The organism is Deltaproteobacteria bacterium (assembly GCA_020848905.1).
Lineage (GTDB): Bacteria > Myxococcota_A > Polyangia.
In genome coordinates, this window is the sequence record JADLHG010000043.1 from 76,801 (window position 1) to 99,267 (window position 22,467).

16 protein-coding genes are annotated in these 22,467 nt (G+C 71.1%); 10 read left to right on the plus strand and 6 right to left on the minus strand.

Annotation, left to right across the window (positions count from 1 at the left end; genetic code table 11):
* The first annotated feature begins 86 nt into the window (after positions 1-86).
* On the plus strand, positions 87-2,933 hold the full coding sequence (locus tag IT371_19780; GenBank protein ID MCC6749915.1) for a DUF349 domain-containing protein: 2,847 nt from the start codon (positions 87-89) through the stop codon (positions 2,931-2,933).
* Here IT371_19780 and IT371_19785 read toward each other — a convergent pair.
* Complete coding sequence (locus IT371_19785; GenBank protein ID MCC6749916.1) at positions 2,917-3,720, minus strand: prolipoprotein diacylglyceryl transferase; 804 nt, start codon at positions 3,718-3,720, stop codon at positions 2,917-2,919. The genes IT371_19780 and IT371_19785 overlap by 17 nt on opposite strands.
* A 58-nt stretch (positions 3,721-3,778) precedes the next feature.
* Positions 3,779-5,251 carry a hypothetical protein gene (locus IT371_19790; protein ID MCC6749917.1) on the minus strand — a complete coding sequence of 491 codons (1,473 nt, stop codon included), beginning with the start codon at positions 5,249-5,251 and terminating at the stop codon, positions 3,779-3,781.
* A gap of 300 nt (positions 5,252-5,551) precedes the next feature.
* Between IT371_19790 and efp the strand changes: the two genes are divergently transcribed.
* From efp to IT371_19830, 8 genes are all read left to right on the plus strand, one after another.
* Positions 5,552-6,121 carry an elongation factor P gene (gene efp / locus IT371_19795; protein MCC6749918.1) on the plus strand — a complete coding sequence of 190 codons (570 nt, stop codon included), beginning with the start codon at positions 5,552-5,554 and terminating at the stop codon, positions 6,119-6,121.
* Positions 6,122-6,330: 209 nt separating this feature from the next.
* Positions 6,331-6,624 (plus strand): hypothetical protein, encoded by a 294-nt coding sequence (locus tag IT371_19800; protein ID MCC6749919.1) that lies wholly within the window; start codon positions 6,331-6,333, stop codon positions 6,622-6,624.
* 42 nt (positions 6,625-6,666) lie between these two features.
* Positions 6,667-7,470 (plus strand): exodeoxyribonuclease III, encoded by an 804-nt coding sequence (gene xth, locus IT371_19805; protein ID MCC6749920.1) that lies wholly within the window; start codon positions 6,667-6,669, stop codon positions 7,468-7,470.
* Positions 7,467-8,018 (plus strand): FHA domain-containing protein, encoded by a 552-nt coding sequence (locus tag IT371_19810; GenBank protein MCC6749921.1) that lies wholly within the window; start codon positions 7,467-7,469, stop codon positions 8,016-8,018. Before xth ends, IT371_19810 begins: the two co-directional genes overlap by 4 nt.
* 300 nt (positions 8,019-8,318) lie before the next feature.
* Positions 8,319-11,963, plus strand: coding sequence for a beta-propeller domain-containing protein (locus tag IT371_19815; GenBank protein ID MCC6749922.1), 3,645 nt, complete (start codon positions 8,319-8,321; stop codon positions 11,961-11,963).
* A gap of 132 nt (positions 11,964-12,095) precedes the next feature.
* A complete protein-coding gene (locus IT371_19820) occupies positions 12,096-12,593 on the plus strand; it encodes a hypothetical protein (protein MCC6749923.1) in 498 nt (165 codons plus the stop codon).
* Complete coding sequence (locus IT371_19825; GenBank protein ID MCC6749924.1) at positions 12,590-13,072, plus strand: hypothetical protein; 483 nt, start codon at positions 12,590-12,592, stop codon at positions 13,070-13,072. The genes IT371_19820 and IT371_19825 overlap by 4 nt, the downstream gene beginning before the upstream one ends.
* Before the next feature lie 175 nt (positions 13,073-13,247).
* Entirely contained in the window at positions 13,248-13,871 is a 624-nt protein-coding gene (locus IT371_19830; protein MCC6749925.1) for a hypothetical protein, read from the plus strand.
* A gap of 25 nt (positions 13,872-13,896) precedes the next feature.
* Here IT371_19830 and IT371_19835 read toward each other — a convergent pair whose 3' ends face one another.
* Complete coding sequence (locus tag IT371_19835; GenBank protein ID MCC6749926.1) at positions 13,897-15,177, minus strand: hypothetical protein; 1,281 nt, start codon at positions 15,175-15,177, stop codon at positions 13,897-13,899.
* A 191-nt stretch (positions 15,178-15,368) separates the two neighbouring features.
* Positions 15,369-17,018, minus strand: a complete 1,650-nt coding sequence (locus IT371_19840; GenBank protein MCC6749927.1) for an alkaline phosphatase family protein — start codon at positions 17,016-17,018, stop codon at positions 15,369-15,371.
* A 310-nt stretch (positions 17,019-17,328) separates the two neighbouring features.
* On the opposite strand from IT371_19840, the gene IT371_19845 reads away from it, so the two are divergent.
* Positions 17,329-21,069, plus strand: a complete 3,741-nt coding sequence (locus IT371_19845; protein MCC6749928.1) for a hypothetical protein — start codon at positions 17,329-17,331, stop codon at positions 21,067-21,069.
* Between the two features lie 33 nt (positions 21,070-21,102).
* On the opposite strand, the gene IT371_19850 is transcribed toward IT371_19845, so the two are convergent.
* The gene (locus tag IT371_19850) at positions 21,103-21,660 is read right to left on the minus strand and encodes a hypothetical protein (protein ID MCC6749929.1); all 558 of its coding nucleotides are present in this window, start codon (positions 21,658-21,660) and stop codon (positions 21,103-21,105) included.
* A 209-nt stretch (positions 21,661-21,869) separates the two neighbouring features.
* A complete protein-coding gene (locus tag IT371_19855) occupies positions 21,870-22,451 on the minus strand; it encodes a hypothetical protein (protein MCC6749930.1) in 582 nt (193 codons plus the stop codon).
* Positions 22,452-22,467 lie beyond the last annotated feature (16 nt).

Here is a 22,467-nt window from a genome sequence, read left to right on the forward strand (position 1 = left end):
TGCGCCGTCGGAGAAGCGCCTCGCGCAACTTGCCCGTTGCAGGTGTGCGGGGCAATGCATACAGTCCGCCGCCTGGAGAGCTAACCATGGGTTTCATCGATCTCTTTCGCCCGAAGTGGAAGCACAGCGACGCCACGGTGCGCGCGCAGGCCGTGCGGCAGCTCGAGACCGAGCAGTCGGACACGCTGGCCAACGTGCTGCGCAGCGACCCCGACCCGGCCGTGCGCCGCATCGCGCTCAAGAAGGTGCAGGACGCGAGCCTCCTCGAGGTCGTGGCGCGCGAGGACCCCGAGCGGGAGCTGCGCGAGGAGGCTGCGGCGCGGCTCGGCACCATGATCGTCGCCGTCGCGACCAGCGAGGCCCCCGTCGACGAATGCCTGGCGGCGCTCGGCCGTGCGGTAGATCAGGCGGCCCTGGCGGAGGTGGCGAAGAACGCGCGGCACGAGGTGGTGCGGGCCGCTGCGCTCGACCGGCTCACCGACGGGCGCCTGCTCGCCGAGGTGGCACGGCAGGCGCGCGAGCCGGGGGTGCGCATGGCGGCGCTCCGGCGCGTTCAGGACCCGGCCGTGCTGCGCTCCATCGTGCTGGCCGAGGAGAACAAGGAGACGGCCCTCGCGGCGCTCCAGCGGATCGAGGACCCCGCCCTCCTCGAGGAGGTGGTCAAGAAGACGAAGCTGAAGGCGGTGCGACGTCGAGCGCAGCAGCAGCTCGCGACGCTCAAGCCCGAGACGCCGGGGGCGGCGAAGCCCCGGGTCGATCCGCAGACGCAGCACCGGCAGCTACAGATCGTGCGCAAGGTCGAGGCGCTGGTCCGTTCGGCCGAGTCGCCGCGGGCCGCCGAGGAGCTGGTCGCCGCCGAGGCGGCGTGGGACGAGCTCGACGGGGAGCTGGACCTGGACCTGGCGCGGCGTTTTCTCGACGGGTGCAAGGCCTTCGCCCTGCGCAAGGCCGAGGCCCAGGCGCAGGCCGCCGAGCGCGCCAAGCGGGTGCAGGCGCTCCAGAGCACGCTCCAGGCCCGCCAGGCGCTGCTCGACGAGGCCGAGAAGCTCTCCGGCGAGGAGGCCGCGGCGCAGGTCGAGGAGCTGCGAGCGAGGTGGGCGGCGCTGCCGGCCGGCGGCGAGGCGGAGCTCTCGCAGCGGTTCCAGCGGGCCTGCGAGGCGGCGGTCCAGCGGGTGGAGCGCGCGGAGCGTGCGGAGCGGCCGGAGCGGGCCGAGCGGGCCGAGCGGGCGCCGGCGCCCCCGCCGAAGCAGGTCAACCTCGCGGAGCTCTGCGAGCAGGCCGAGGCGCTCCTCGACGAACCGCGCCTGCAGGTGGCGCGGCGCAAGCTCGAGGGGCTGCGCAGGAGCTTCCGCTCGCCGGGGGGTGCGGCCGAGGGGGACGAGGCGCTCGTGGCGCGCTTCGAGCAGGTCGTGGCGCGGCTCGACGAGCGCGAGGCCGACGATCGGCGTCAGGCCGAGGAGGAGCGCCTCGAGAACCACCGTCGCCTCGAGGAGCTCTGTCGGCGGCTCGAGAAGTTCGTGACGAGCGGCGACCTGCGCGCGGTGGAGCGCGGGATGCGCGACGCGCAGCAGGGCGAGCGGAACATGGGCCCGATGCCGAACCGCGACGACGAGCAGGGCTTTCGCCAGCGGCTCGCCGAGCTCAGGCAGAAGCTCTATGGCCGCTTGCAGGAGCTGAAGCAGGCCGACGAATGGAAGCGCTGGTCCAACTTGCCGCGGCTCGAGGCGCTGGCGCAGGGGGCCGAGGACCTGCTCAAGGTGGAGGACGTGGCGCTGGTGGCGGAGGGGCTGCGCGAGCTGCAGAACGCGTGGAAGGCGGCGGGCGCGCCGCCCAAGGAGAAGGGGGAGGCCCTCTGGCAGCGCTTCAAGGCGGCTACCGATCAGCTCAACGAGCGGGCCAAGGTCTACTTCGCCGAGCAGAAGGAGCAGCGCGCGGGCAACGTCCAGAAGAAGGAGGAGCTCTGCGCGAAGGCCGAGGAGCTGGCGAAGTCCGAGGACTGGAACGCGACCGCCGAGGCGCTCAAGCAGCTGCAGGCCGAGTGGAAGGCGGTGGGGCCCGTGCCGCGGGCGCAGTCGGATGCGCTCTGGACGCGCTTCCGCGCCGCGTGCGACGCCTTCTTCGAGAAGCGCAAGGCGCAGCTCGAGGAGCAGGACCAGGGGCGGCTCGACAACCTGAAGCAGAAGGAGGCGCTCTGCGAGAAGGCGGAGGCGCTGGCCGACTCGACCGAGTGGGGGCCGACGTCGCAGGCGCTCAAGGGCCTCCAGGCCCAGTGGAAGAAGATCGGCGCGGTGCCGCGCTCGCAGGCCGAGCCGATCTGGCGGCGCTTCCGCGGCGCGTGCGATCGCTTCTTCGACCGGCGCAAGGCGCAGCTCGAGGAGCAGGCCGCGGGCAAGCGCGGCGAGCGCGAGGCGCTCTGCGGCCGGCTCGAGGCGCTCGGGCAGCCGGCGGAGGGGGCGGAGCTCGAGGCGGCGGCTCTGCTGGCGCAGGCGCTCGAGGTCTACGCGGCGTGGAAGAAGCTCGGCGACGACGGCGAGACGGCGGCGCTCGAGCGGCGCTTCGGGCAGGCGCTGAGCGCGCTGCTCGAGGCGCACCTGGAGGTCTTCAAGGGGAGCGAGCTGGATCCGCAGGCCAGCCTGCCGCGGCGCGAGAAGATCTGTCAGCGCCTCGAGGAGCTGGTGAGCGCGCAGGTCTCGTCCGGCCCGGAGGCGTCGGGCGCGGCGTCGGTGGAGCAGATGGCCGACAAGCTGCGCGAGGCGCTCGCGGCCAACGCCATGCGTTCCAGCCTCGAGGTCGCGAACCGCGAGGCGACGGCCGAGGAGCTCGAGCGGCTCAAGAACACCTGGGTGAAGCTCGGTCCGATCGTGGGCCCCGAGGCGCGTTCACTCGCCGACCGCTTCGAGCGGGCCTGCGCGCAGCTCAACCAGCCGTCGTAGAGCTCTCCGCCGCCGGCAGCCCCGGCGCGTCCCCCCGCCGTCTCAGTCTGACCCCGTAGGCCACGAGCAAGACCGCGAAGCCCAGGATCCCGACGGCGAAGTACTGCCCCGGGGTCAGGCCGCCGTAGCGCACGTCCGCCGTGCGCAGGTAGTCGAAGAGGAACCGGACCGGCGCGTAGAGCGCGAGGATCAGCGCCGGGTGGAAGCCGTGGAAGGGGCGCACGTGGCGCAGGCCGTAGAGCAGCGCGGTGAGCACGAGCGTGAAGAGGAGCTCGTAGAGGCCGAGGTCGTGGCGGGGGACGGCGCCGCACGCCACGCCGAGGACGAAGCGGGTGGGCAGCCCCGGGTGGTCGTGCACGGCGGTGCAGCCCATGCGACCGAAGACCCAGCCGGGGACGAGGCCGAAGATGATCGCGTCCGCGTACTTCAAGAGCGAGACGCGGTGCCGGATGACGAAGAAGTAGTACGCCCCGAGGATCCCGCCGAGAAAGCCGCCGAAGGAGGAGAGCCCGCTCCAGACGGCGAGCAGCACGAGCGGGTTCTCGCGGATGCGGTGCGGGAAGTAGAAGATCACCGACACGAGATGCGCCACGACGAAGCCGGTGGCCGCGGTCCAGTACATACCGTCGGCGCAGAGCTCCGCGTCGAGTCCCGTCAGGCGCGCGCGGCGCTTGCCGAGGTGGTAGCCCACCACGACGCCGATCAGCACCAGGATGCCGAAGGGCTCGATGGGGAGCAGGCCGAAGAGCGGCTTGAAGTGCAGGTGGTCGCGGAGGCAGGGGAGCATGATCGAACGATAGGTTACGCGCGGCGGCGGGCGCCGAAAAGTCTCGAGTGGTGCGAGCTCAGTAGATACCCGGCAGCGCCGTGGGCGTGGCCCGCGCGATCTGCCGCAGGACCTCTTCGGGGAGCACACGCTCGAGCACGGCCTTGGGCACCGCCACGCTATCCACCGCCTCGTCGAAGTAGTCGCGCGACATGATCAGGTGACCGCCGCGCGGCATCTCGGGTCCCCAGCTGTTGTCGACCTTGAACCACTGGCGGCCCCGGCGGTCGTTGCCGAAGCCCGAGAGCGTCATGGCGTGGTTCGAGGTCGCGAGGCCCGCGTCGAAGCGCGCGCCCTTCTGCAGGGCGAAGAAGGGGACGAGGTGCTGCAGGGCCCGGTAGTCGAAGGCGTGCGGGTCCATCAGCCCGAGCGCGCCCTCGGGAGCGTCCTCCTGGGGGCCGACCATGAAGGGATTGGACTCGGCGAAGGCGGTGGTGAACCAGACGGCGAAGCCCTGGCGCAGGGTCTCTTCGACGGCTCGGCGCATGTAGCGCGTCTCGACGTTGGTCAGGGTGAAGTCGGGCTCGCCGATGCTTCCTTTCACCTTGTAGCGGCGGTTCCATTCCGCGCCGCGCAAGGGGAGGCTCGAGAGGAGCACCCACTCCGTCGGGCTCGCGGGCCTGACGACCTCCTCGTAGTAGCGCGCCGGGGTGTACTCGCGCCCCTCGTGGCGGAAGGTGGCGGGAGGGGCGCCGAGCATGCCGTTCAGGAGCTGCACGAGCAGCTCGCGGTGGCGACGGTAGACGACTTCCTTGTTCTCGGCGCCGCGTGCCTCGTCGAAGGCCAGCTGCGCGGTGGTCATGAGCGCCTTGAAGTCCGCGATGAAGCCGTCCGAGTTGCGGGCGTCCCAGGTGGTGGGCATGGCGCGCTCGGGCGCGGCCCCGTGTCGCTCCATCAGAACCCGCGCCGTGTCGAAGTAGCCTCCGTCGCTGAAGTCCTCGAGCTCGACGTCGAGCGGCTCGCGACTCGCGCTGATCTTCTTCAGGGCGGCCTCTCCGCGCGAGAGCCAGGCGTGGTAGTTGAGGTAGGTCTCGCTGAGGTCGGCTTGGCGCAGGTCCTGCTTCACCATGCCGCTCTCCTTCACCGCGTGGAAGGAGAAGAGCCAGCAGAGGCCGGCGGCCTCCTGGTCGCGCACGTGCTCCGGCCCCGTGCGCTCGCGCGGGATCTCCACCTCGAACTGCGGGTCGATGCCCTGCCACTGGGCGTACTTCAGGCAGAGCGCGAGCTGCTTCTTGCCGAACTTGTGCAAGAGGCGGAGCTGGTTCGTGCGGCTCAGGCGGGGGAAGCGCTCGGCGAGCTCGTGGGTGGCGAGGTGGGCCACGTCGCCGCGCAGGAGGTTCGTGAGCCAGCGGTCCTCGGCGCCACGCTCCGTGGCGGCGCGCGTGGCCCTCGGTCTGACGCGCAGACCGCGCCCGAGGGCCGGTGTCGCCGCGCCGAAGGCGCAGAGGAAGAGCAGCGCGAGCCGAAGCCGCGGCAGCGAGGTCACCATCATCCGCTCGCCTCCTTCATCGGGGACGCGGGTCGAGCGCGAACCCGTCGCAACGCATACAAAGGTCCGAGCTAAGGAGAGCAACGTGCGTGCCGCGAGGCCCGTGCTCGGGCGCTCCGGCTAGTCGCGCGAGATCCGGAAGCTCTCTGGTCGTCGCCGCGTCGCGCGTCGCCACGGCCCGCGCCGGAAACCGTCGAGAGGCCCCACGAGATGGCCGAGATCCGACGAGCGCATGGCCGGCGAGAATCGGTCGAAATCGCTGCGATGGGGTACTAATATGGCGCGGCAGAAGCGAGGGACCTCATGGCCACGACCAGCGATCTGAAGAAGGGGATGCTCATCGAGCTCGACGGCGATCCGTACGTGGTCGTCGACACCACCACGCAGACGCCGTCGGCGCGCGGGGCGGCGACGCTGATCAAGGCCAAGCTCCGCAACGTGCGTACGAAGCAGCTCCTGGCGCAGACCTTCAAGGCGGGAGAGCGCGTGAAGGCGCCGGACTTCGAGGTGCGGCCCTGCCAGTACCTCTACGACGAGCGCGGCGAGGTCTACTACTTCATGGACACGGAGACCTTCGACCAGCATCCGGTCGCGCGGGAGGTGATCGAGCGGGAGCTCAACTTCCTGCGGCCGAACGACACGGTGCGCGCCCAGTTCTTCGAGGGAGAGTGCCTCGGCATCGAGGTGCCGGCGACCGTGGTGCTGGAGGTCACCGCGTGCGACCCCGGGTTCAAGGGGGACACGGCCACCCACGCCACCAAGTCGGCCACCCTCGAGACGGGTCTCGTGGTGGAGGTGCCCCTGTTCGTGGAGGTGGGGGACCGGCTGGTGGTGGACACCCGCGAGTCCCGCTACGTTCGACGCGCCGCGTGAGGCGCGCTCCGCCGATCCGCTGAGATCCAGAGACCCCACCGAGTGCAATCGAAGTGGCCAGGGACCTCTCCGGCCCTCGCGGACGCCTCGGTCAGCTGCAAAGCCTCAACCCGGCGTAACTGCAGCGGCGTCGGGCCGGTTGGGCCGTGGCAAGGATATTGCTCATGATCCGCGGTGGCCGACGAACCGGCCGAGCCAGGATCTTGCGCATGAATGCTCCACACCAGAAGTCGCGTCACGCGGGGGTCGGGGTGGTGCTCTTGGCGGTGCTCATCGGGCTGGCGCTCGTCGGAGCCGCCGCCGGGCTGGGCGCGTTCGTGATCTATCCGCTCGTCTACTCGAGCCTCACGCCCGTGCTGAAATACGCGCTATACGTTATTTGCGCGCTTTTTGCGGCCGAGCTGGTGCGCCGCGGCGGCCGCTGGATTCACCATCAGGCGGAGCGTCGGGCCGCTCTGCTCCGGGCGAGCCTGGAGCAGAATAGCGTGGCGTCGCTCTTCTAGCGACGTCGCGGCGGCGGCGCGTTCCCGCCCTGCGAGCGCGTCATGAAGATCGTCACCTGGAACGTGAATTCGGTGCGGCTCCGCCTCGAGCGGCTGCTCGCGCTGCTCGTGCGGCACGCGCCGGACGTGGTCTGCCTGCAGGAGCTGAAGGCCCAGGAGGCCGACTTCCCGCGGGGCCCCATCGAGGCGGCGGGGTTCCAGGCGGCGGTCTTCGGCCAGAAGACCTACAACGGCGTGGCGATCCTGGCGCGCCAGGCGATCGAGGAGGTCGAGCGCGGTTTTCCGGGGGACCCGCTCCCGGAGCAGGCGCGGGCCATCTCCGCCACGATCGGCGGGCTGCGCGTGGTGAACCTCTACGTGGTTAACGGGGAGAGCGTGGGGAGCGAGAAGTACGCGCTCAAGCTCCGGTGGCTCGCGGCGCTCGAGGCCTGGCTCCGCGGTCGGCCGCGTGCCGCGGACCCGCTGCTCCTCGTGGGCGATTTCAACATCGCGCCCGACGACCGGGACGTCTACGATCCGGAGCTCTGGCGGGGCCGCGTGCTCTGCTCGGAGGCCGAGCGGGCGGGGCTTCGGGCCCTGGAGGGGCTGGGGTTCGTGGATCTCCTCCGGGCCCGGACGGCCGAGCCGGGGATCTACACCTGGTGGGACTATCGCGGCGGCGCGTTCGGGCGCGGTCTGGGGCTGCGCATCGACCTCGCTCTCGGGACGGCGCCGGTCGCGGCGCGCTGCACGGAGGTGGTGGTGGACCGGGACGAACGCAAGGAGTCGAGCGGGCCGGGCAAGCCGAGCGATCACGCGCCGCTGGTGGTGACGCTCGGGGCCTCGGGCCCGGAGGCGGGCTCGTGAGCGGGCCGCGCCTCACCCTCGTGTTCGAGGCGGCGGAGGGGATCGTGGACCGCCCGATCTCGGTCGATGGGCCGGAGCTGCGCGTGGGGCGCGCGGCGGAGTGCGAGCTGTCGCTGGCGGATTCGGGGGCCTCGCGCTTTCACGCCGTGTTGCGTCACGCGAGCGGGCATCTTTTCGTCGAGGACCTGGGCAGCGCGAACGGAACCTGGGTGAACGGGGTCATGGCGGGATCCGGGGCGCAGGCCCTGCGGGCGGGGGACGTGCTGCGCATCGGCGCGAGCTTGCTCGTGGTGACGGGGGAGGGGCCGGTGAAGGGCCCGGAGCAGATCCCGCGGTTGGCGCGGAGGCTCCTCGACGAGCTGGTCCCCGACGAGCCGCCGCCGAGGCTCAGCAGCGCCGCGCTCGAGCAGCTCCTCCTCTGCGGCTGGCTCGGAAACGAGGCCGCGCTGGCCCGCGTGATCCTCGCGGCCGTGGCCTGCTGCCGGGGTCGCGGTGGCCTCGAGCTCCAGCCCGAGGACCTCCCCCCCCTCGACGCCGACGACGCCTGACCTCCCACCCAGGTTGATTTCGCACCCAGGTTGATTTCGCACCCAGGTTGATTTCGCGGGCCCCGGCCGGGAAGCAATGGTCGGTCCAATTCTCGTCCGGTCGGAGGTCTGACGGGACACGCGCGGCGCGTCAATCGCCGTAGACCATTGACATCACAATAGACTTTATCGGCCAAAAAAACGGGAAACGGACCGTCCGAGTCTCGTATGTTCCTGCGCACATCTTGCGACTTTGATACCAGCCGTGGTTGGAGGTAGTCCCCGCGGCGACGTTGACGGAACCCCTTGAGGAGGCGACGCATGTTTACGAAAAGGTGGTCGGCGATCCGCTACGTGGCGCTGGCCGTCGGGCTCACCCTTGGCGCGGGCTGCGGCGAGAGTGGCGGCGACGAGCGTCCGGACCCGGAGATGATCGGCGGTAAGGCCGACGTCCCGAGCTGGATGACCGAGGTGAAGGTGGACTGGGGCTGCGGGGACGTGGTCCAGGGCGAGTTCCAGGGGCGCAAGAGCTCCTTCCTCTACAAGTGGGAGGCTAAGGAAGGTCAGACCGTGACCTTCTCCTTCCGCGGGGCCTACGACGCGCGACGCGGTGCGGCAGTGGCGCTCTACCGGGCCGACACCGGGGACCGCGTGGCCGTGCAGCGCAACGGCGGCCGCAACGAGGCGCAGCTCACGTACGGTCCGGCCAAGGCCGGCACCTACAACGTGGCGGTCTACGCCCTGGCCTGGATCGCCGACGGGGCCTACTCCCTGCGCGCGACCTGCCAGCGCTCGGACCTGAACGCCCTCGTGCGCGGGCAGCGCAGCTTCACGAGCTACGAGCTCGAGTGGGGCCTGAACCGCATGGCCCCCGGGATGGAGGGCAAGGGGGGCGGCGGCGGTCCCGAGGCGGCGATGGCTGCCCCGCAGGGCCGCTCGGGCGAGGTCGAGGAAGCAGACGTCTACAAGCTGGACGGCAACCGCCTCTTCTACCTCAACACCTACCGCGGCTTCATGATCTTCGACGCCACGGACGCGAAGAAGCCCCAGGCCCTCGGCCGGCTGCCGGTCTACGGCTATCCGGTGGAGATGTTCGTGCAGAACAACGTGGCCTACGCGCTGCTCCGCGACGTGCTCTACCTGACGCAGCAGAAGGGGCAGCTCCGCTACCAGCGCCGCAACGTCTCGCAGCTCGTGGCCATCGACGTGAGCGACCTGCGCAACCCGAAGCTCCTGCAGGCCGTGGACATCGTGGGCGAGCTCCGCGAGGGCGTCTCGCGCAAGATCGGCGACACGATCTACGTCGTCTCGAACGTGCCGAGCTGGTACGCCTACGGCTGGTGGTACGAGCAGTCGCAAGAGAGCAAGGAGCAGGGCTTCGTCTACTCCTTCAACGTGGCGAACCCGCGCCAGGTGAAGCTCGTGGACAAGCTCCAGCTCTTCTCGGGCGGGGGCTACTCGAACTACGGCGAGCAGGGGGGCGAGAGCCGGTACCTCTCGAACGTGACGCTCTCGGCCACCTCGAACGCCCTCATGGTCGTCGAGAACTGGCAGAAGTACGGCTACGTGCCCGGCGCCGAGTATAGCTGCGGCACCTCCACGAGCCTGCAGCAGGCGGTGGTCTCGGTGGTGGACATCAGCGACCCGGCCGGCAAGATCAAGCTCTACACGAAGTTCGAGTCCTACGGCGAGGTCGGCGATCAGTTCAAGCAGACCTACGTCTTCAACCCGACCACCAAGAAGGCCACCTACCTCGGCATCTTCGCGCGTCGCGAGTGGAGCTCGAAGGACTGCCAGGGGACGAGCCGCATCGAGAACAACCTCGAGTCGTGGGACGTGACGAACGGCGCGGCGCCGAAGCGTCTCGCGCGCCTCTCCTTCGGCAAGCCCGACGAGGCGGTGCGTGGCAGCGCCTTCGACGCCGAGCGCGGCGTGGCCTTCGCCATCACCGCGCGTCAGGTGGACCCGCTCTACGCCATCAGCTTCGCCGACCCGGCCAAGCTGAAGGTCGTGAGCGCGGTGGACGGCCTCTCCGGCGACATGAACGTCTTTCGCTTCATCGCAGACAAGCGCTTCCTCATCGGCATCGGCCGCGACAACAGCGAGGCCTGCACCGGCTTCGGCCCGCAGGGGACGGGGACGCAGCTCGGCGTCTCGATCATCGACGTGCAGGATCTGGCCAAGGTGCGGCTCGTGCAGCGCAAGTGCGTGATGGTCAAGGACGCGACGTGGGTCAGCTCCGCGATCAACTGGAACCTCGACCAGGCGCACAAGATGATCGGCATGCACTCCGACGGGCTGGCCAACGTGATCACGGTGCCCGTCTCCTACAGCCGCAAGGTCGCCGGCGGCGACTGGGACTACTACCGCTGGGAGACGGCGGTGGGCCTCATGTCGTGGGACCTCTCCAAGTACGACCCGAAGAAGAGCGAGCTCGAGCAGAACGTGCTCGTGAACCACGGCACCGTGGTGCACCCGAACGGCGAGGTGAACCGCACGATCGTCTTCACCCACAAGGCGGCGACGGCGCGGCGGAAGCTCCTCAACCTCTCGGACACGCACCTCGCGCTGACGGACATCAACGACCTGAATAGCCCCGTCACCGACGCGGTGATCGAGGTCGCCCCCTACTACGCCGAGCTCTACCGCTTCGGCAACTACATGGTCACGCAGGTGCGCCCCGGCGTCGGTGGCTGGGACGACAGCGGCCTCTCCGAGTTCCGCGTGCTGCCGGTCGGCGCGAAGCTTGACACCGTCAAGCCGGCGGCGACCTTCACGGTGAGCCGCGTGCAGCGCACGATGCAGTTCAAGGACGCGCTCGTGATCTTCCGCCGCAAGCCGGCGGTGGAGGACCCGGCGGGCAAGCGGCCCTACTACGGTACCGAGACGCTCGAGGCGGTGGTCTACCAGCTCTCGAACCCGCTCAAGCCGGTGAAGATGGGCTCGGTCGAGCTCCCCTTCTCGTACCTGCCCTACGAGCGCTTCCGCTGCGGCATGCCGCCCTTCTGGTTCGGCTACGAGGCGAACGCGACGCTGGCGCTCGACCGCGGTTTCGTGATGCTCAACACGCAGTACGACTACAACACGCAGGCGTGGGCCCGCACCCTGATGCTCCTCGACCTGTCGAGCTACGCGGCGCCCAAGGTGGTGAGCCGCAGCCTCGGCGGCGACGAGAAGACCCAGTACCTCGGGCTCGTGCGGTGGGCGAGCAACAAGAACTACTTCTACCTGACCTACAAGAGCCAGGTGGACGAGAAGCCCTACCAGGGCGGCACGCAGGACGGGATGGTGCTGCGCGGCTACAAGTACGTCGCCCAGACCTGGCTCACCTCGACGAACGGCCTCACGCCGGACGCCAAGATCAACCTGCCGGGTCAGCTGATGCAGGCCTTCAGCGGGCCGAACAACACGCTCCTCCTGACCAACGACCGCGCGCTCGAGGAGCTCAAGGACGGAAGCCTCCGCGACGTGCCGCGGCTCAACCTGCTCTCGCGCCTCGACGCCTACACGGCGGAGTACCTCGACGGGCGGAGCTTCCCGGGCAAGTACCTGCAGGACGTGGTGCTCGACGGGAAGCGGCTCTTCGTCAACGCGTCGGAGGGCTGGTACCAGCCGGTCGTGCTCGAGGGCAAGACCGCGACGCCGATCCAAGCCGCGGGGCAGCAGCTCGCGATCTTCGACTTCTCGCGCGAGCGCTTCGACGAGCGCTTCTCGGGGAGCCTCGGGATCGACAGCATGGAGATCATGGGCATCTACCAGAACAACCTCTTCCTGAACCTGCCGGGCTCGGGAGTGCTGGTGGTGGACGTGACCTCCTCGACGCGGCCCGTGGGACGCCAGTTCCTCCGCACGCTGGGCTACGCGACGCAGGCCGAGTTCGTCGGCAACACGGCGTTCGTGGCCTCGGGGAACTACGGCATCTACGAGCTGAACCTGACCGGCCCCACCCTCATCGCCGCGCAGTAGGCGTTCTCGCCCAAGGGTAGGCCGGGTCCGGTAACTACGGGCTCGGCCGCCCCTTCCGCCCCTTCCTGGACACCTCCCGACGCTGACCCCGAAGGTGCGCCTCCGTAGGGAGACGCCCACGCTTCACGCCGTATGACCAGGCGACCCTGCAAGAGCGAGGACCTCATGGCGTACCGAGGCGATCGACATGCACTGGAGGCGCTGGTAGCCGAGCTCGACCGCGAGTGGCTCGGGCTCGTCGGCCGACGCGAGGGACTCGAGAGACAGCTCCGGCTCGAACGACGCGTGCTCGCGGCCGGAGAGGCGCGGCTCGCCGAGGCGGGTCCTGGCGCGGGTCCGCGCGGCGCCCGACGCGATCGCATCGGGCTCGGTACCCTGACCCTCGTCGCCGTGGGCCTGGCGCTCCTTCCGCTCCACGTCAAGTGGCACCGCTTCGTGCGGCTCGACGCGACGGTGATTCCGGCGATCTTGCTGCTCGGCGTGCCGGGACTGCTCGCCGCGATTTCGGGTTGGCCCTATCGCCGCGAGAGCGCGTGGTGCCGCTTCAGCACGGCCGCGGGACTCCTGCTCGCGTTCCTTCCGCTGGCGAGCCTGCTCTGGGCGGGGCTCGGCCGCGGGGGGTGGCGATGATCGGGCTCGACGACAACGCGCTGATGCAACGCTCCGAGGTGCTCCGTGAGCGAGTGGTCGTGACGCGGGCCCGCGTGCGCTTGCTCACCGAGGAACTCGAGGCGGTGGTGGCGGAGCGGGAAAAGGTCTACGACTTGCTCGGCGTCGACCTCGACGGCCGCCCGCTCGCCGCGGGGCCCCTTATCGCGGCGCTCCTCGGCGTGCTCAGCGCGTTCGCCGGCGCGCTCTTCGTCTACATCGCCTGGATCAGTTCGGGTGGGGTGAAGCTCTTCGGCTTCGAATACACGGCGCTGTCGGTGCCGCTCTGCGGCTTCGCGGCCCTGAGTCTGCGCTTCTCGCGCGGCAAAGGGGCAGGGGGCGCCGCGCGTCGCCTGCTGCGACGCGTGACGCGCATCGTACTCGTGGCGAGCACCGTGGCTCTGCTCGGGCTCGTGGCGGCCTGGCTCGCGCGACCGTTTGGTTCGTTCTACCCGACGTAGCCTACGAGGAGCCCAGTCGGAGGGGCGAGGGTAGCGTCGATTCCCTCACTGGGCTCCCCGCGCCCCGCGCCCCGCAGCGCTCCCATGATATTCTCGAAGGTACGACTATCGTGGGCCGCCACAATGAGCAGATGATTCCGCGGCGGGCCACGACCGACTTAACCAGGAGGTGCGCATGAAGAGGACATGGCTGGTGTTCGGGTTGGCGGGCCTCGTCGGGTGCAGCTCGACGACGGCGCTTCCGGACGGCGGTGGGATCACCGACGGGTCGGGGACGGTAGGCGACGGCGGGCCGGTGGGCGACGGGGGCGGGCCCGGCGGCGACGGCTTCGTGGGCGACGGATTCATGTACCCCGACATCGGGCCGATTCCGGACGGCTTTCTCACCGACGGAGGGATGCCGGTGGGCGACACGGGGCCAGCTGGAGACGGGCCGCGCCGCGACGGAGGTGTTCGACGGGACGGCGCGATCCGGCGCGACGGCGGCCGCGACGGCGCTCCGCGACGCGACGGCGGGACGGCGCGCACCTGCGAGCGTATTCGAACGGACTATGCCTACGCCCTGGCGCTGGCGCAGGCCTGCTCTCCGATGGCACCCGGCAAGCAGTGCACGGTGGACATCGAACGGTGGGTCGGCTGCGGGTGCATGACCACGGTGAATCCCGCGCACGCGGCGGCGGTGGCCAAGCTGAACAGCCTGAAGGTCGAGTGGGCGACGCTCAAGTGCAAGCTGCAGTGCCCGATGCTTCCCTGCGTAGCCCCCCGGCACCAGTGCAGCCAGGCGGGCCGCTGTAGCTGAGCTGAGCGGTTAGGAGGCCCGGCCCCTACGGCCGCCCCTTGGCGCTGCCGCTCCCTTGCCGGCCGAAGCGGTTCTGCCAGGCGGTGCGGACCCGCTGCGGGACCAGGCTGCCGAGGAAGGTGCCGAACTGCCGCAGCGGGCTCGGCTTGGCCTGCAGCGCGGGCGCGGTCGAGGTGTGCAGCGCGTTCTGCGGGCCCAGGTGGTTCGCCGACTGGAGCTGCTGCGGCGGCGACGTGCGCGGCTGCCGCGACTCCGGCTTCTCGAGGCGCGTGACGAGACTCGCGAGCGCGGAGCCGGCCGGCGTATTCGCCTGCTCGTGGTGCAGGCGCTGCGCGTCCTGCCGCATCGAGCCGATCTCCTGGAAGAGCGTCCGGTCGATACGTCGCGCGCGGTAGCCGTAGTAGACGTCCTTGCCGTTCACCACGTGGACGTGCATGAGGCCCTTCACGGCGGGCTTGCCGTTCGGCCGACTCACCAGGAAGACCGTCTTGCCGATCCGGACCAGCGTCTGCGTCCCGGCGTGGGTGACGTCGGCGCGCCACCGCCCCTGTCCGATCGGTCCCTGGAACTCGTGCGTCCCGGCGTGGAGGCCCGAGGCCTGCAGCACCCCGTTCTCGAGGGGCGTCATCGGAGCGGGCTTGACCGGCGCCGCGGCCGGAGGCGCGACGCTGCCGCCGCCACGCGCGATCTTGCCCGTGTAGAAGTGCTCGCCCTTCGCATCCTGCTTCACGGTCAGGACGTACTGGCCGGAGGAGGCAAAGAGGCTGTGCCGGATCACCGTAGGTTGCTTGGGAGACCGGGTCTCGACGGCGACGTTGAACATGCCGCCGTTCTCGGTCGCGCGCAGGGCGATGTGCGAGGCGCCGGCGCGCACGACGGGCATCGCGGCCACGACCAGGTTGCGTCCCGCGACGGCGATGGCGCTCGCGCCGCGCCCGGTCATCGCGGGGAGCGGCTGCTTGACCCACTCCTGATTCTTCGCCCCGCGCTGGCGAACCTCGCGCAGCGTCCCGTCGGGCGCGTAGCTGTACTTGGTGCGTCCCTCGTTCGTCACGTGGATGACGTCGATCCCACTCGCGCCGTCCTTGCCCTGCGGGTAAAGCAACAGGGTGAGCGTCTGCCCCGCTCCCGCCTTGCCCATCAGGTAGCGCACGGCTGCCTCGGCGGCGCGATCGTTGCGGCCGAAGGGCTGGGCCGGCCCCGCGCCGGCGCCGGGAGCCTGGTCGGCGGCGCGCGCTCCGGCGGCGCCGAGAAGGAGCGCCGTGGCCAGCGTCAGACAGAGGGAGATGCGTCGGGTCGACCTCATGTTCGTGCTCCTCGCCGGTTCACGCGGATGCATGAGAGCAAGCCACGTGCCGCGGGCCGACCCGCTCGCCGCGCGGGCAAGCTCCTGGATCGACGCACGCGCTGCAACCTGCGAGTGGCAATCCTTTCCGGCCTCGCGTGGCCGCCAGGGTCAGTTGACCCCTGCGGAGGGGGTCCCCTCCTGCTGCGGTGTCAGTCGGCGGGGGTGCGGCGCGGAGCGCTCCGGGGCTCGCCCGGCGGATGGCTCAGCACGTCGCGAAGCACGCGGCCGTCGAGCTGAAAGGCGTCCTCGCCTCCCGGCCAGCGCGCGGGCCAGGTGAGGCCGAGCAGGTGCCCCACCGTGGGGGCCAGGTCCACCACGCCACATCGGGGGAGCGTGCGCCGCTGCCGCTTGATCCCCGCCCCGGCGCCGATGAAGACGCTCAGGAGCCGCGGCTCGCGCGGGAGGAAGCCGTGGTAGCCGATGCGCCAGGCCTTGTGCGGGCGCACGAGCTGCCCGCGGGGATGCCCCTCGCCGAAGATGCAGTGGGGCCGCAGCAGCACGAGGAGGTCGGGGGCGCCGGGGTGCGCGCCCGGGGGCGCAGCTTCGGCGCTCTCGTCGGCCGGAGGGACTGGAAGGCCCAGGCGGCGATACTCGGCCGGTGCGTAGAGCCCGTGAACGCAGCCGCGGGTGGTGGAACCGCGCAAGAGCCGCACGAGCTTCGGCAGCTTGTCGCGTCCGCTGCCGCGCGCGTAGACGTAGCCCGTGTGCCCGTTGAAGAGCACGCCCACGCCGCCCTTCGGGAGACCCGACGGCGGAATGCGGCCGGGGCCAAAGCCCTCGTCGACGAGGAATTGCTTCAGATCGAAGGCGTGCGAGATCTCGACGAAGCCGTGGTCGGCCACCACGAAGACGGCCGTCTTCTTCCAGACCCCGGCGCGCCGATAGGCCCGGAGGATGTGGCCGATCATGCCGTCGATGAGCTCGAGGCCCCAGCGCTCGACCCACGCGGGGGTGCCGTACTGATGGAGCCAGGTGTCGGGGCTGAGCAGGTGCGTGAAGAGGAGCCGCGGCACCTTGGGCGCGACGCCGCGTCCGCCGCCGGTGCGGCGCGGGGCGACGAGCTCCACCGTCAGGTCGCGCACGAAGAGATCGGTCTCCACCCCCTCGCTCTTCGCGATGCGGCCGAGCAGCGTCGGGAGGTAGTCCTTGGGAAGATCCTTCTTGCGCCCGTCGCGGGCGTACATGCGCTCCACCACGGCGCGCAGGGCCGGTGACATGAGCTCGTAGGTCAGGCGTGCGCTCTCCATCGTCTCGGGAAGGTTATAGGGGATGAGCTTCGAGCCCTGCGTGGCCGGCCAGTTGAGGGCGGCGGTGGCGAGGCCCTTTGCGGCCGCGAGCTCGAAGAGGCTCGGAGTGCGCGCGCGTCGCCATTCGTCGGCGGGGGCAGCGAGGTACGGATAGACGAGCTTCGCCCCGCGCTCGAGCCAGCGGTTGCCGAGGATGCCGTGATGGCGAGGGTGCTGGCCCGTCACCATGCTCACGTGCGCGGACCACGTCATGCTCGGGAAGACGCTCTCCGCGGGGCGGGCGAAGCCGGCGCGCGCGAGGGCCGAGAGGTGCGGCGCGCTGGACCGCTCTCGGCGGAAGACGTTCCACGAGACCCCGTCGAGCGCGATGACGAGCACGTGCTCGGGACGGACTCCGTCGGAGGCGACGCTGTTCTCGGGGGCCGCGGGGGCGCGCACCGTGTAGGGCGCGCGATCTGCGACGAGGGGCTCGGCCTGCGCCGCAGCGGAGAGGGCCGAGAGGGCGAGGCTGGCGAGGAGAGCTGGCGTTCGCGCGCCGCGCCGTCGGGGCATGGGCTCGAGCATAGCCTCGGGGGAAGGCGAGGGCCCAGTTCGTGGGCCGCTGGGCCGCCGGGGGGTCGGAGGGCGGGGTGGCCGGGGGTCCCGGGTGGCGAGCCCGGAAGGCCGTTGGAGGCAGGCCGGCTAGCCGCCGGGGAGGGCTCACGCGAGCACCTCCGCGGTGGAGCCGGGCGCACTTGCGCGTGGCCGAGGGGGGCCGACATCTGGCACCGGGCGTGCAGCAGTGGTCCCCCGGGTGGCCGCCCGGGTTCGTCCCGAGCCAGGGTTCGGCACGTCCCAGGTGTCTCGAAGGAGCAGGCGACGGATGGCTGGGTCGCGTATCCGTCACCAGGCCCGCGCGTCGCTCGCCACGACGCTCTTGTTCGCCCGGGCACTCGCCCTGGCGCTCGCATTTCTCGTCGGCAGCGGCGTCGCGTCGGGGGCCCGGCGCTACCCGAAGGAGCGCGCCGAAGGGCTCAGCCCGGCGCTGAAGGAACGCATCTATCGCGTGGGCGCGGCGCATCCGACGCTCGGGGACGCGGCGCTCGCGGAGGTGCTGCGCGCCAAGCCGGGTCTGACGCAGGCAGTGCCGTGGAGCGCGGCCGAGGTGCGGCGACTCCGCACGGTCGGCGCGCTCCCGACCTTGCCCGAGAGAGACGGTCTCCTCGCGACGCTGGCCGCCCGATTCCTGCGCGCTCTGCCCGACGCGGCCGCCTTCGCCCAGGGGCTCGTGACCCTCGCGGCCCGCCACCCCGGGGTCACGCTCGAACGCCTGACCTATCTCGCGCGCTACCATCCGGCCCTCGCCCGGGAGCTCTTGCGGCAGCGCCAGCGCGCCCCGCGGCCCGTTCCGACCGTACCGCCTCTCGACTTCGCCACGGCGCACGCGCTGCCCCTCTCGACGCCGGTCCTGCTCAAGATCCTCTCCCGCCCCGGTTCCCCGCTCGTCGCGCGGCTCCTCGAGCGCCTGCGCCGCATCGACGCCACGGTGGGCACCGGGCAGGGCTTCCTCGCCCCCCGCGAGCACCTCGCGCGCTCGGGCGACGCGCTGGCGCAGGCCGTGATGGCCGAGGTCTACGCGCGCACCGGGAGACCCCGCACCCTGCGCATCGTCGAGGAGATCGCGCCGCACCTGCCGGCCGCCATCGTGGCCGCGCAGGCCAAGCGCGTGCGGCTCGGTCCCGCGGCCAGGACTCTGCGCGTGGAGGTGGCCGCCGAGGCGCTCGCGGCCCTCGGCCGGGACTACGAGGAGAAGGTGCTCGACGGGATCCAGTCGCCGGAGAACTTCCGCGAGGCCTGGGCCATCGCCGCCGACGACTGGGCCGCGCTCAAGCGCGCGCTCCCCGGGCTCTTCGTCCCGCTCGAGGCGCTGCCGCTCGACGACCGCCGCCTCGACGCCGTCTCGCGGGCCTACGGCGAGCTCTCCGCCGGGCGGCTGAGCACCAAGGCCTTCTATCTGCGCACGGGGGTCTCGACCGAGCTGCTCGCGCTGCTGCAGGCCGCCGACCCGGGGCGGTTCCCGCGCCCCCAGGGAGCACCGGCCTATCAGCCGACGGCGCGCGGGCACGACCGCCGCGTGGCCGAGACGCTGCTCGATCGCCTGCGCGGCAAGCGAGGCCCCGCCGACGAACGCGTGGCGCCCCGGGACCCGCTCTACACCGTCGAGCGTGCGCGGCGGCTCGGCGAGCGCGCCTTCGCCATCTTCGAGCGCGAGCTCTTCGTGGACGTGACGGACATCGTGCGGGAGCTGAACGCGGATGCGGCCTTCGTGGCCCGCGAGGGACGCCTCACGACCCCACGCTACCAGCTCCTGCGAGCGCTCGACGCGGAGGCCTTCCCCCCGCTCGCGCGCGGCCCCGAGAACCAGCGGCTCGTCGACGAGCGCCTGGGCAAGGATCTGGCTGTCCTGCGCGCGGGGGGGACTCTCGCTTCGCCCGAGGAGCTGGTGACGGCGCTCCAGCGCAAGTACCCCCGGCTGAAGGCCCAGCGCCTCGAGCGGCTCCGGCGCGAGCACGCCGGCCTCTTTCGGCCGCCGCCGGTGCGCCGCACGCGCGAGGAGCGGCGGGCCGACGCCGGTCGCGTGGCCGAGCTGATGCGCGCGACGGGCCTCTCGCTGAAGGAGGCCTCCGACGCGCTCGTCCAGCGCGAGGCCCGGTTTCACGCCGACTACGTCTACGCGCTGCGCACCGAGTTCAAGGCCGAGCCCTTCTTCGCGGGGATGCAGGGATCGACGCGCGTGCGCCAGCGGGCCGGACTCGCCGTGAACGAGGTGGCGCGCCTGCTGCTCGAGCTCTCCCCGCCGGGGACGAGCGACGCGGAGCTCCTCGCGGCGGTGAACCGGTACCTCGTGGCGCGCGGGCTACCGCCCTATACCGAGGCCGTCGCGGCGGGCGCGCTCAAGGAGCTCTACGGCCGCACGGGGGGCGTGCGAAAGCACAACGCCCGTCGCGTGGCGGCGCTCGTGGCGGAGTACGCGGCCACGGCGGAGAGGGACACCTCCGAGGCCGAGATCATGCGGCGCGTGACGAGGGACTATCCGCACCTGAAGCCGATCGAGCTCGGCCGCTACCGGAGCCTCTGGGCCGCCCACCCCGAGGACTACCCGGAGCTCGACCCTTTCTTCGACGTGCGTCCGGACGGCGGCGCCAGCGTGCGGCTACACGGCCTCCGCGCGGCGCGCCCCCGACGGTATCGCGGCGGCTGGGACGTGGAGCGGGCGCTCTTCGAGCCCTCGCGGCGGGACCCGGTCCTGGCCCGCGAGCTCGCCGAGCTCTCGCAGTTCGCGCGCATCCCCGTGCGGCTCCCGCTCCTCGACGAGCTCGTCGGCGAGCTGAACGGACGCACGCCGCTCCGCAAGCACAACCTGCTGATGGTCTCGCACCTCCTCGGCACGACGCCGGCGCTGATGGACGCGCTCCGCGCTGCCGGGCTCTCCGTCGAGCGCTCGATCGTCGTCGGCACGCCGTACGGCAGCAATCGCGCCGTGCGCCGCGTTCTCGAGCACGACGGCTTCGACGTGCGCGTCCCGGCGCTCGTGGCGGGAAAGTACGAGGAGACGGTGGCCCAGGCCCTGCGCGAGATGGTCGAGCGCTACCGGCGCGATCCGCGCCGAAAGCCGATCCTCGTCATGGACGACGGGGGCCTCGTGACCAAGCTCCTGCACGAGACGCCCGAGTACGCCGACGTGCTGCACGCCTTCCACATCGTCGAGCAGACGACGCGCGGGATCACGCTCGCGGAGGCGAAGCCCTTGCGCGTGCCGGTGGTCGCCGTGGCGCGCGCGCTCTGCAAGGCGATCGAGGCCCCCTTCATCGGGCGCACGGTGGCGAACAAGGTGCTCCAGGCCCTCTCGCGCCAAGGGCTCGACCTCGAGGGGAAGACGGTGGTCGTGATGGGCTACGGCTGGGTGGGACGCGCCGTCGCGCACGCCCTCCGCGCGCTCGATCGCCGCATTCGCGTCGTGGTCGTGGAGAGCAACGAGACGAAGGCCCGCTCGGCGGGCCGCCGCTATCTGGTGCAGGAGAAGGCCGAGGCGCTGGCGCTCGCCGACGTCGTGATCGGCGCGACCGGCAGCGAGTCGCTCTCGCTCGAGGACCTCGGGCGGCTGAAGGACGGCGTGGCCATCGCGTCGGCCTCGTCCAAGCGCATCGAGTTCGCCATGGGCCAGCTCGAGGAGCGGGCGACCTCGCGCACGCTGCTCGCGAACGACAATCCGCTCGTGACGCTCCCCACGGCGCGTTACGTCTACGGCGGCAAGCGCATCCTGGCCCTCGGCGATGGCTGGCCGGTGAACTTCGACGGGGACGTGGAGGACGTGCCCGCCGAGCAGATCCAGATCACGCGGGCGGCGATGTTTGCCGGCGCCATCCAGGCCGCCTCGCTCTCCACGCGCTTCGCGAAGAACCAGGGGATCGTCGCGCTCGACGAGGCGATGGACCGCCACCTCTGCCAGCTCTTCAAGCAGCACCGCAAGGCGCAGCTCCTGCCGCACCGCTTCGACCCCGCGCTGTGGCTCGAGACGGTGCGCGATCTCTTCGGGTACCTACGGCCGGCGGACCCGCGGTAGACGAGGTCGCTAGAGACGCGACCCAGCGCCGCCCTAGCTCGGGCACTTCGTGGCTTTCGTCTCGCAGCCGCGAGCGCGGTCGCAGTCGAGGTAGCCCGGCTTGCAGGAGCAGCGCCGGGTGACCGTATCGAGGTTTGCGTTCGCGCCGCAGAGGATCTCCGCCTCGTTGGCCGCGTCGGCCGGGTTGCAGAAGCCGTTGCAGTGAAGCTGGGCGGGTTCGCAGCTCAGCTTCCAGCTCTCCCCCTCGAGGCACGCGCTGTACTTCGACGCGTTATAGCCTCTGCCGTCGCAGTGCGAGCCCGGCTGGTTCCTGACCGGTGCCGCCGCGCCCACGAGGCAGGGGGGCAGATACCCATCGAGCCCATGGTAGTAGGCGCAGAGCGCGGACGCCTTGGCGAAGCACTTTGCGGTCGCCGTCTCTCTCTCGCCGCCGGCGCTGTCGCCGGCTGATGGCTCGGTTACGGCCCCTGGCTCGCCGGGATCCCCCACGACCCCCTCGCCGCAGGCACCTGTGGAGCAAGCCAGCAGGGCCAGGGCGACGAAACGCCCGACGGTGGAAGAGGTGGCGGTGCGACGGGAAGGGTGAATCATGCGTGTCGTTCCTCCTGCACACGGAAGTCTGCAGTGGTCGTGCCAGTGACGGCTCGCCTGGATATCAGCTCCTTGGCGCGTCGGCGGTGACGCGCGTCCCCAGGTAGCTGGGTTTTCGTGGGGCAAGGAGCGGTCGAGGTGGGGTTTGTCGTCCTGAGGGAGCTGAGCCGCGATAGCCTCGCTCTCGCGCAACTTACGATCGCGCGCCACTACTTGGGGCAGACGGCGCCCTGGTGCTCGCAGCCGTTCGACCACCTCCCATCGCAGTTCAGGTAGCCCGAACCGCAGGTGCAGGTCTTCGTGTCCGTGCCGTAGCCGGTATGCGGTCCGCACGGACTCGAGAAGCAGGCGCCGGCATCCGGCCGTGCGTTGTTCGTTCCGGTGTCGGTCCCCGCGTCGCGGGCGACGTGATCGCAGCCCTTGAGGTACGCGACGGCCTCGAAGCACGCGACCATCGGGGAGGCCGGGGCACCCGCCGGAACGGCCGCCGAGAAGTTGCGACAGACGCGGTACGGGTCGCACGACCATTTCATCGCGCCGAGAGCAGCACCGGCCGTGCACGCCGTGAAGAGCGATCGGTGCTTGCCGTACATGGCCATGCACCCGAGCTCGGTCATTGCCCGGCACTTGAGCGACTCTGTCTGCCGCACACCGCCGTCACCGTCGTCGAGGCCCGTCGGCTCGCCGACGAGCCCTTCGCCGCAGCCCGAGGTCCCACGCGCGAGCAGCGCGAGCAGCGCGAAGCCCGCCAGGCCACCCAGGGGTCCCGTGAAACGACTGCGGCTCGTCATAAGGAATGCTCCTGGT

Excerpts from the sequence above, each read along its gene's own strand:
- IT371_19820 (MCC6749923.1), top strand. The coding sequence starts at position 12,096 with ATGACCAGGCGACCCTGCAAGAGCGAGGACCTCATGGCGTACCGAGGC.
- IT371_19845 (MCC6749928.1), top strand. The coding sequence starts at position 17,329 with ATGGCTGGGTCGCGTATCCGTCACCAGGCCCGCGCGTCGCTCGCCACG.
- IT371_19780 (MCC6749915.1), top strand. The coding sequence starts at position 87 with ATGGGTTTCATCGATCTCTTTCGCCCGAAGTGGAAGCACAGCGACGCC.
- IT371_19800 (MCC6749919.1), top strand. The coding sequence starts at position 6,331 with ATGAATGCTCCACACCAGAAGTCGCGTCACGCGGGGGTCGGGGTGGTG.
- IT371_19835 (MCC6749926.1), bottom strand. The coding sequence starts at position 15,177 with ATGAGGTCGACCCGACGCATCTCCCTCTGTCTGACGCTGGCCACGGCG.
- efp (MCC6749918.1), top strand. The coding sequence starts at position 5,552 with ATGGCCACGACCAGCGATCTGAAGAAGGGGATGCTCATCGAGCTCGAC.
- IT371_19830 (MCC6749925.1), top strand. The coding sequence starts at position 13,248 with ATGAAGAGGACATGGCTGGTGTTCGGGTTGGCGGGCCTCGTCGGGTGC.
- xth (MCC6749920.1), top strand. The coding sequence starts at position 6,667 with ATGAAGATCGTCACCTGGAACGTGAATTCGGTGCGGCTCCGCCTCGAG.
- IT371_19825 (MCC6749924.1), top strand. The coding sequence starts at position 12,590 with ATGATCGGGCTCGACGACAACGCGCTGATGCAACGCTCCGAGGTGCTC.
- IT371_19815 (MCC6749922.1), top strand. The coding sequence starts at position 8,319 with ATGTTTACGAAAAGGTGGTCGGCGATCCGCTACGTGGCGCTGGCCGTC.
- IT371_19850 (MCC6749929.1), bottom strand. The coding sequence starts at position 21,660 with ATGATTCACCCTTCCCGTCGCACCGCCACCTCTTCCACCGTCGGGCGT.
- IT371_19840 (MCC6749927.1), bottom strand. The coding sequence starts at position 17,018 with ATGCCCCGACGGCGCGGCGCGCGAACGCCAGCTCTCCTCGCCAGCCTC.
- IT371_19855 (MCC6749930.1), bottom strand. The coding sequence starts at position 22,451 with ATGACGAGCCGCAGTCGTTTCACGGGACCCCTGGGTGGCCTGGCGGGC.
- IT371_19785 (MCC6749916.1), bottom strand. The coding sequence starts at position 3,720 with ATGCTCCCCTGCCTCCGCGACCACCTGCACTTCAAGCCGCTCTTCGGC.
- IT371_19790 (MCC6749917.1), bottom strand. The coding sequence starts at position 5,251 with ATGATGGTGACCTCGCTGCCGCGGCTTCGGCTCGCGCTGCTCTTCCTC.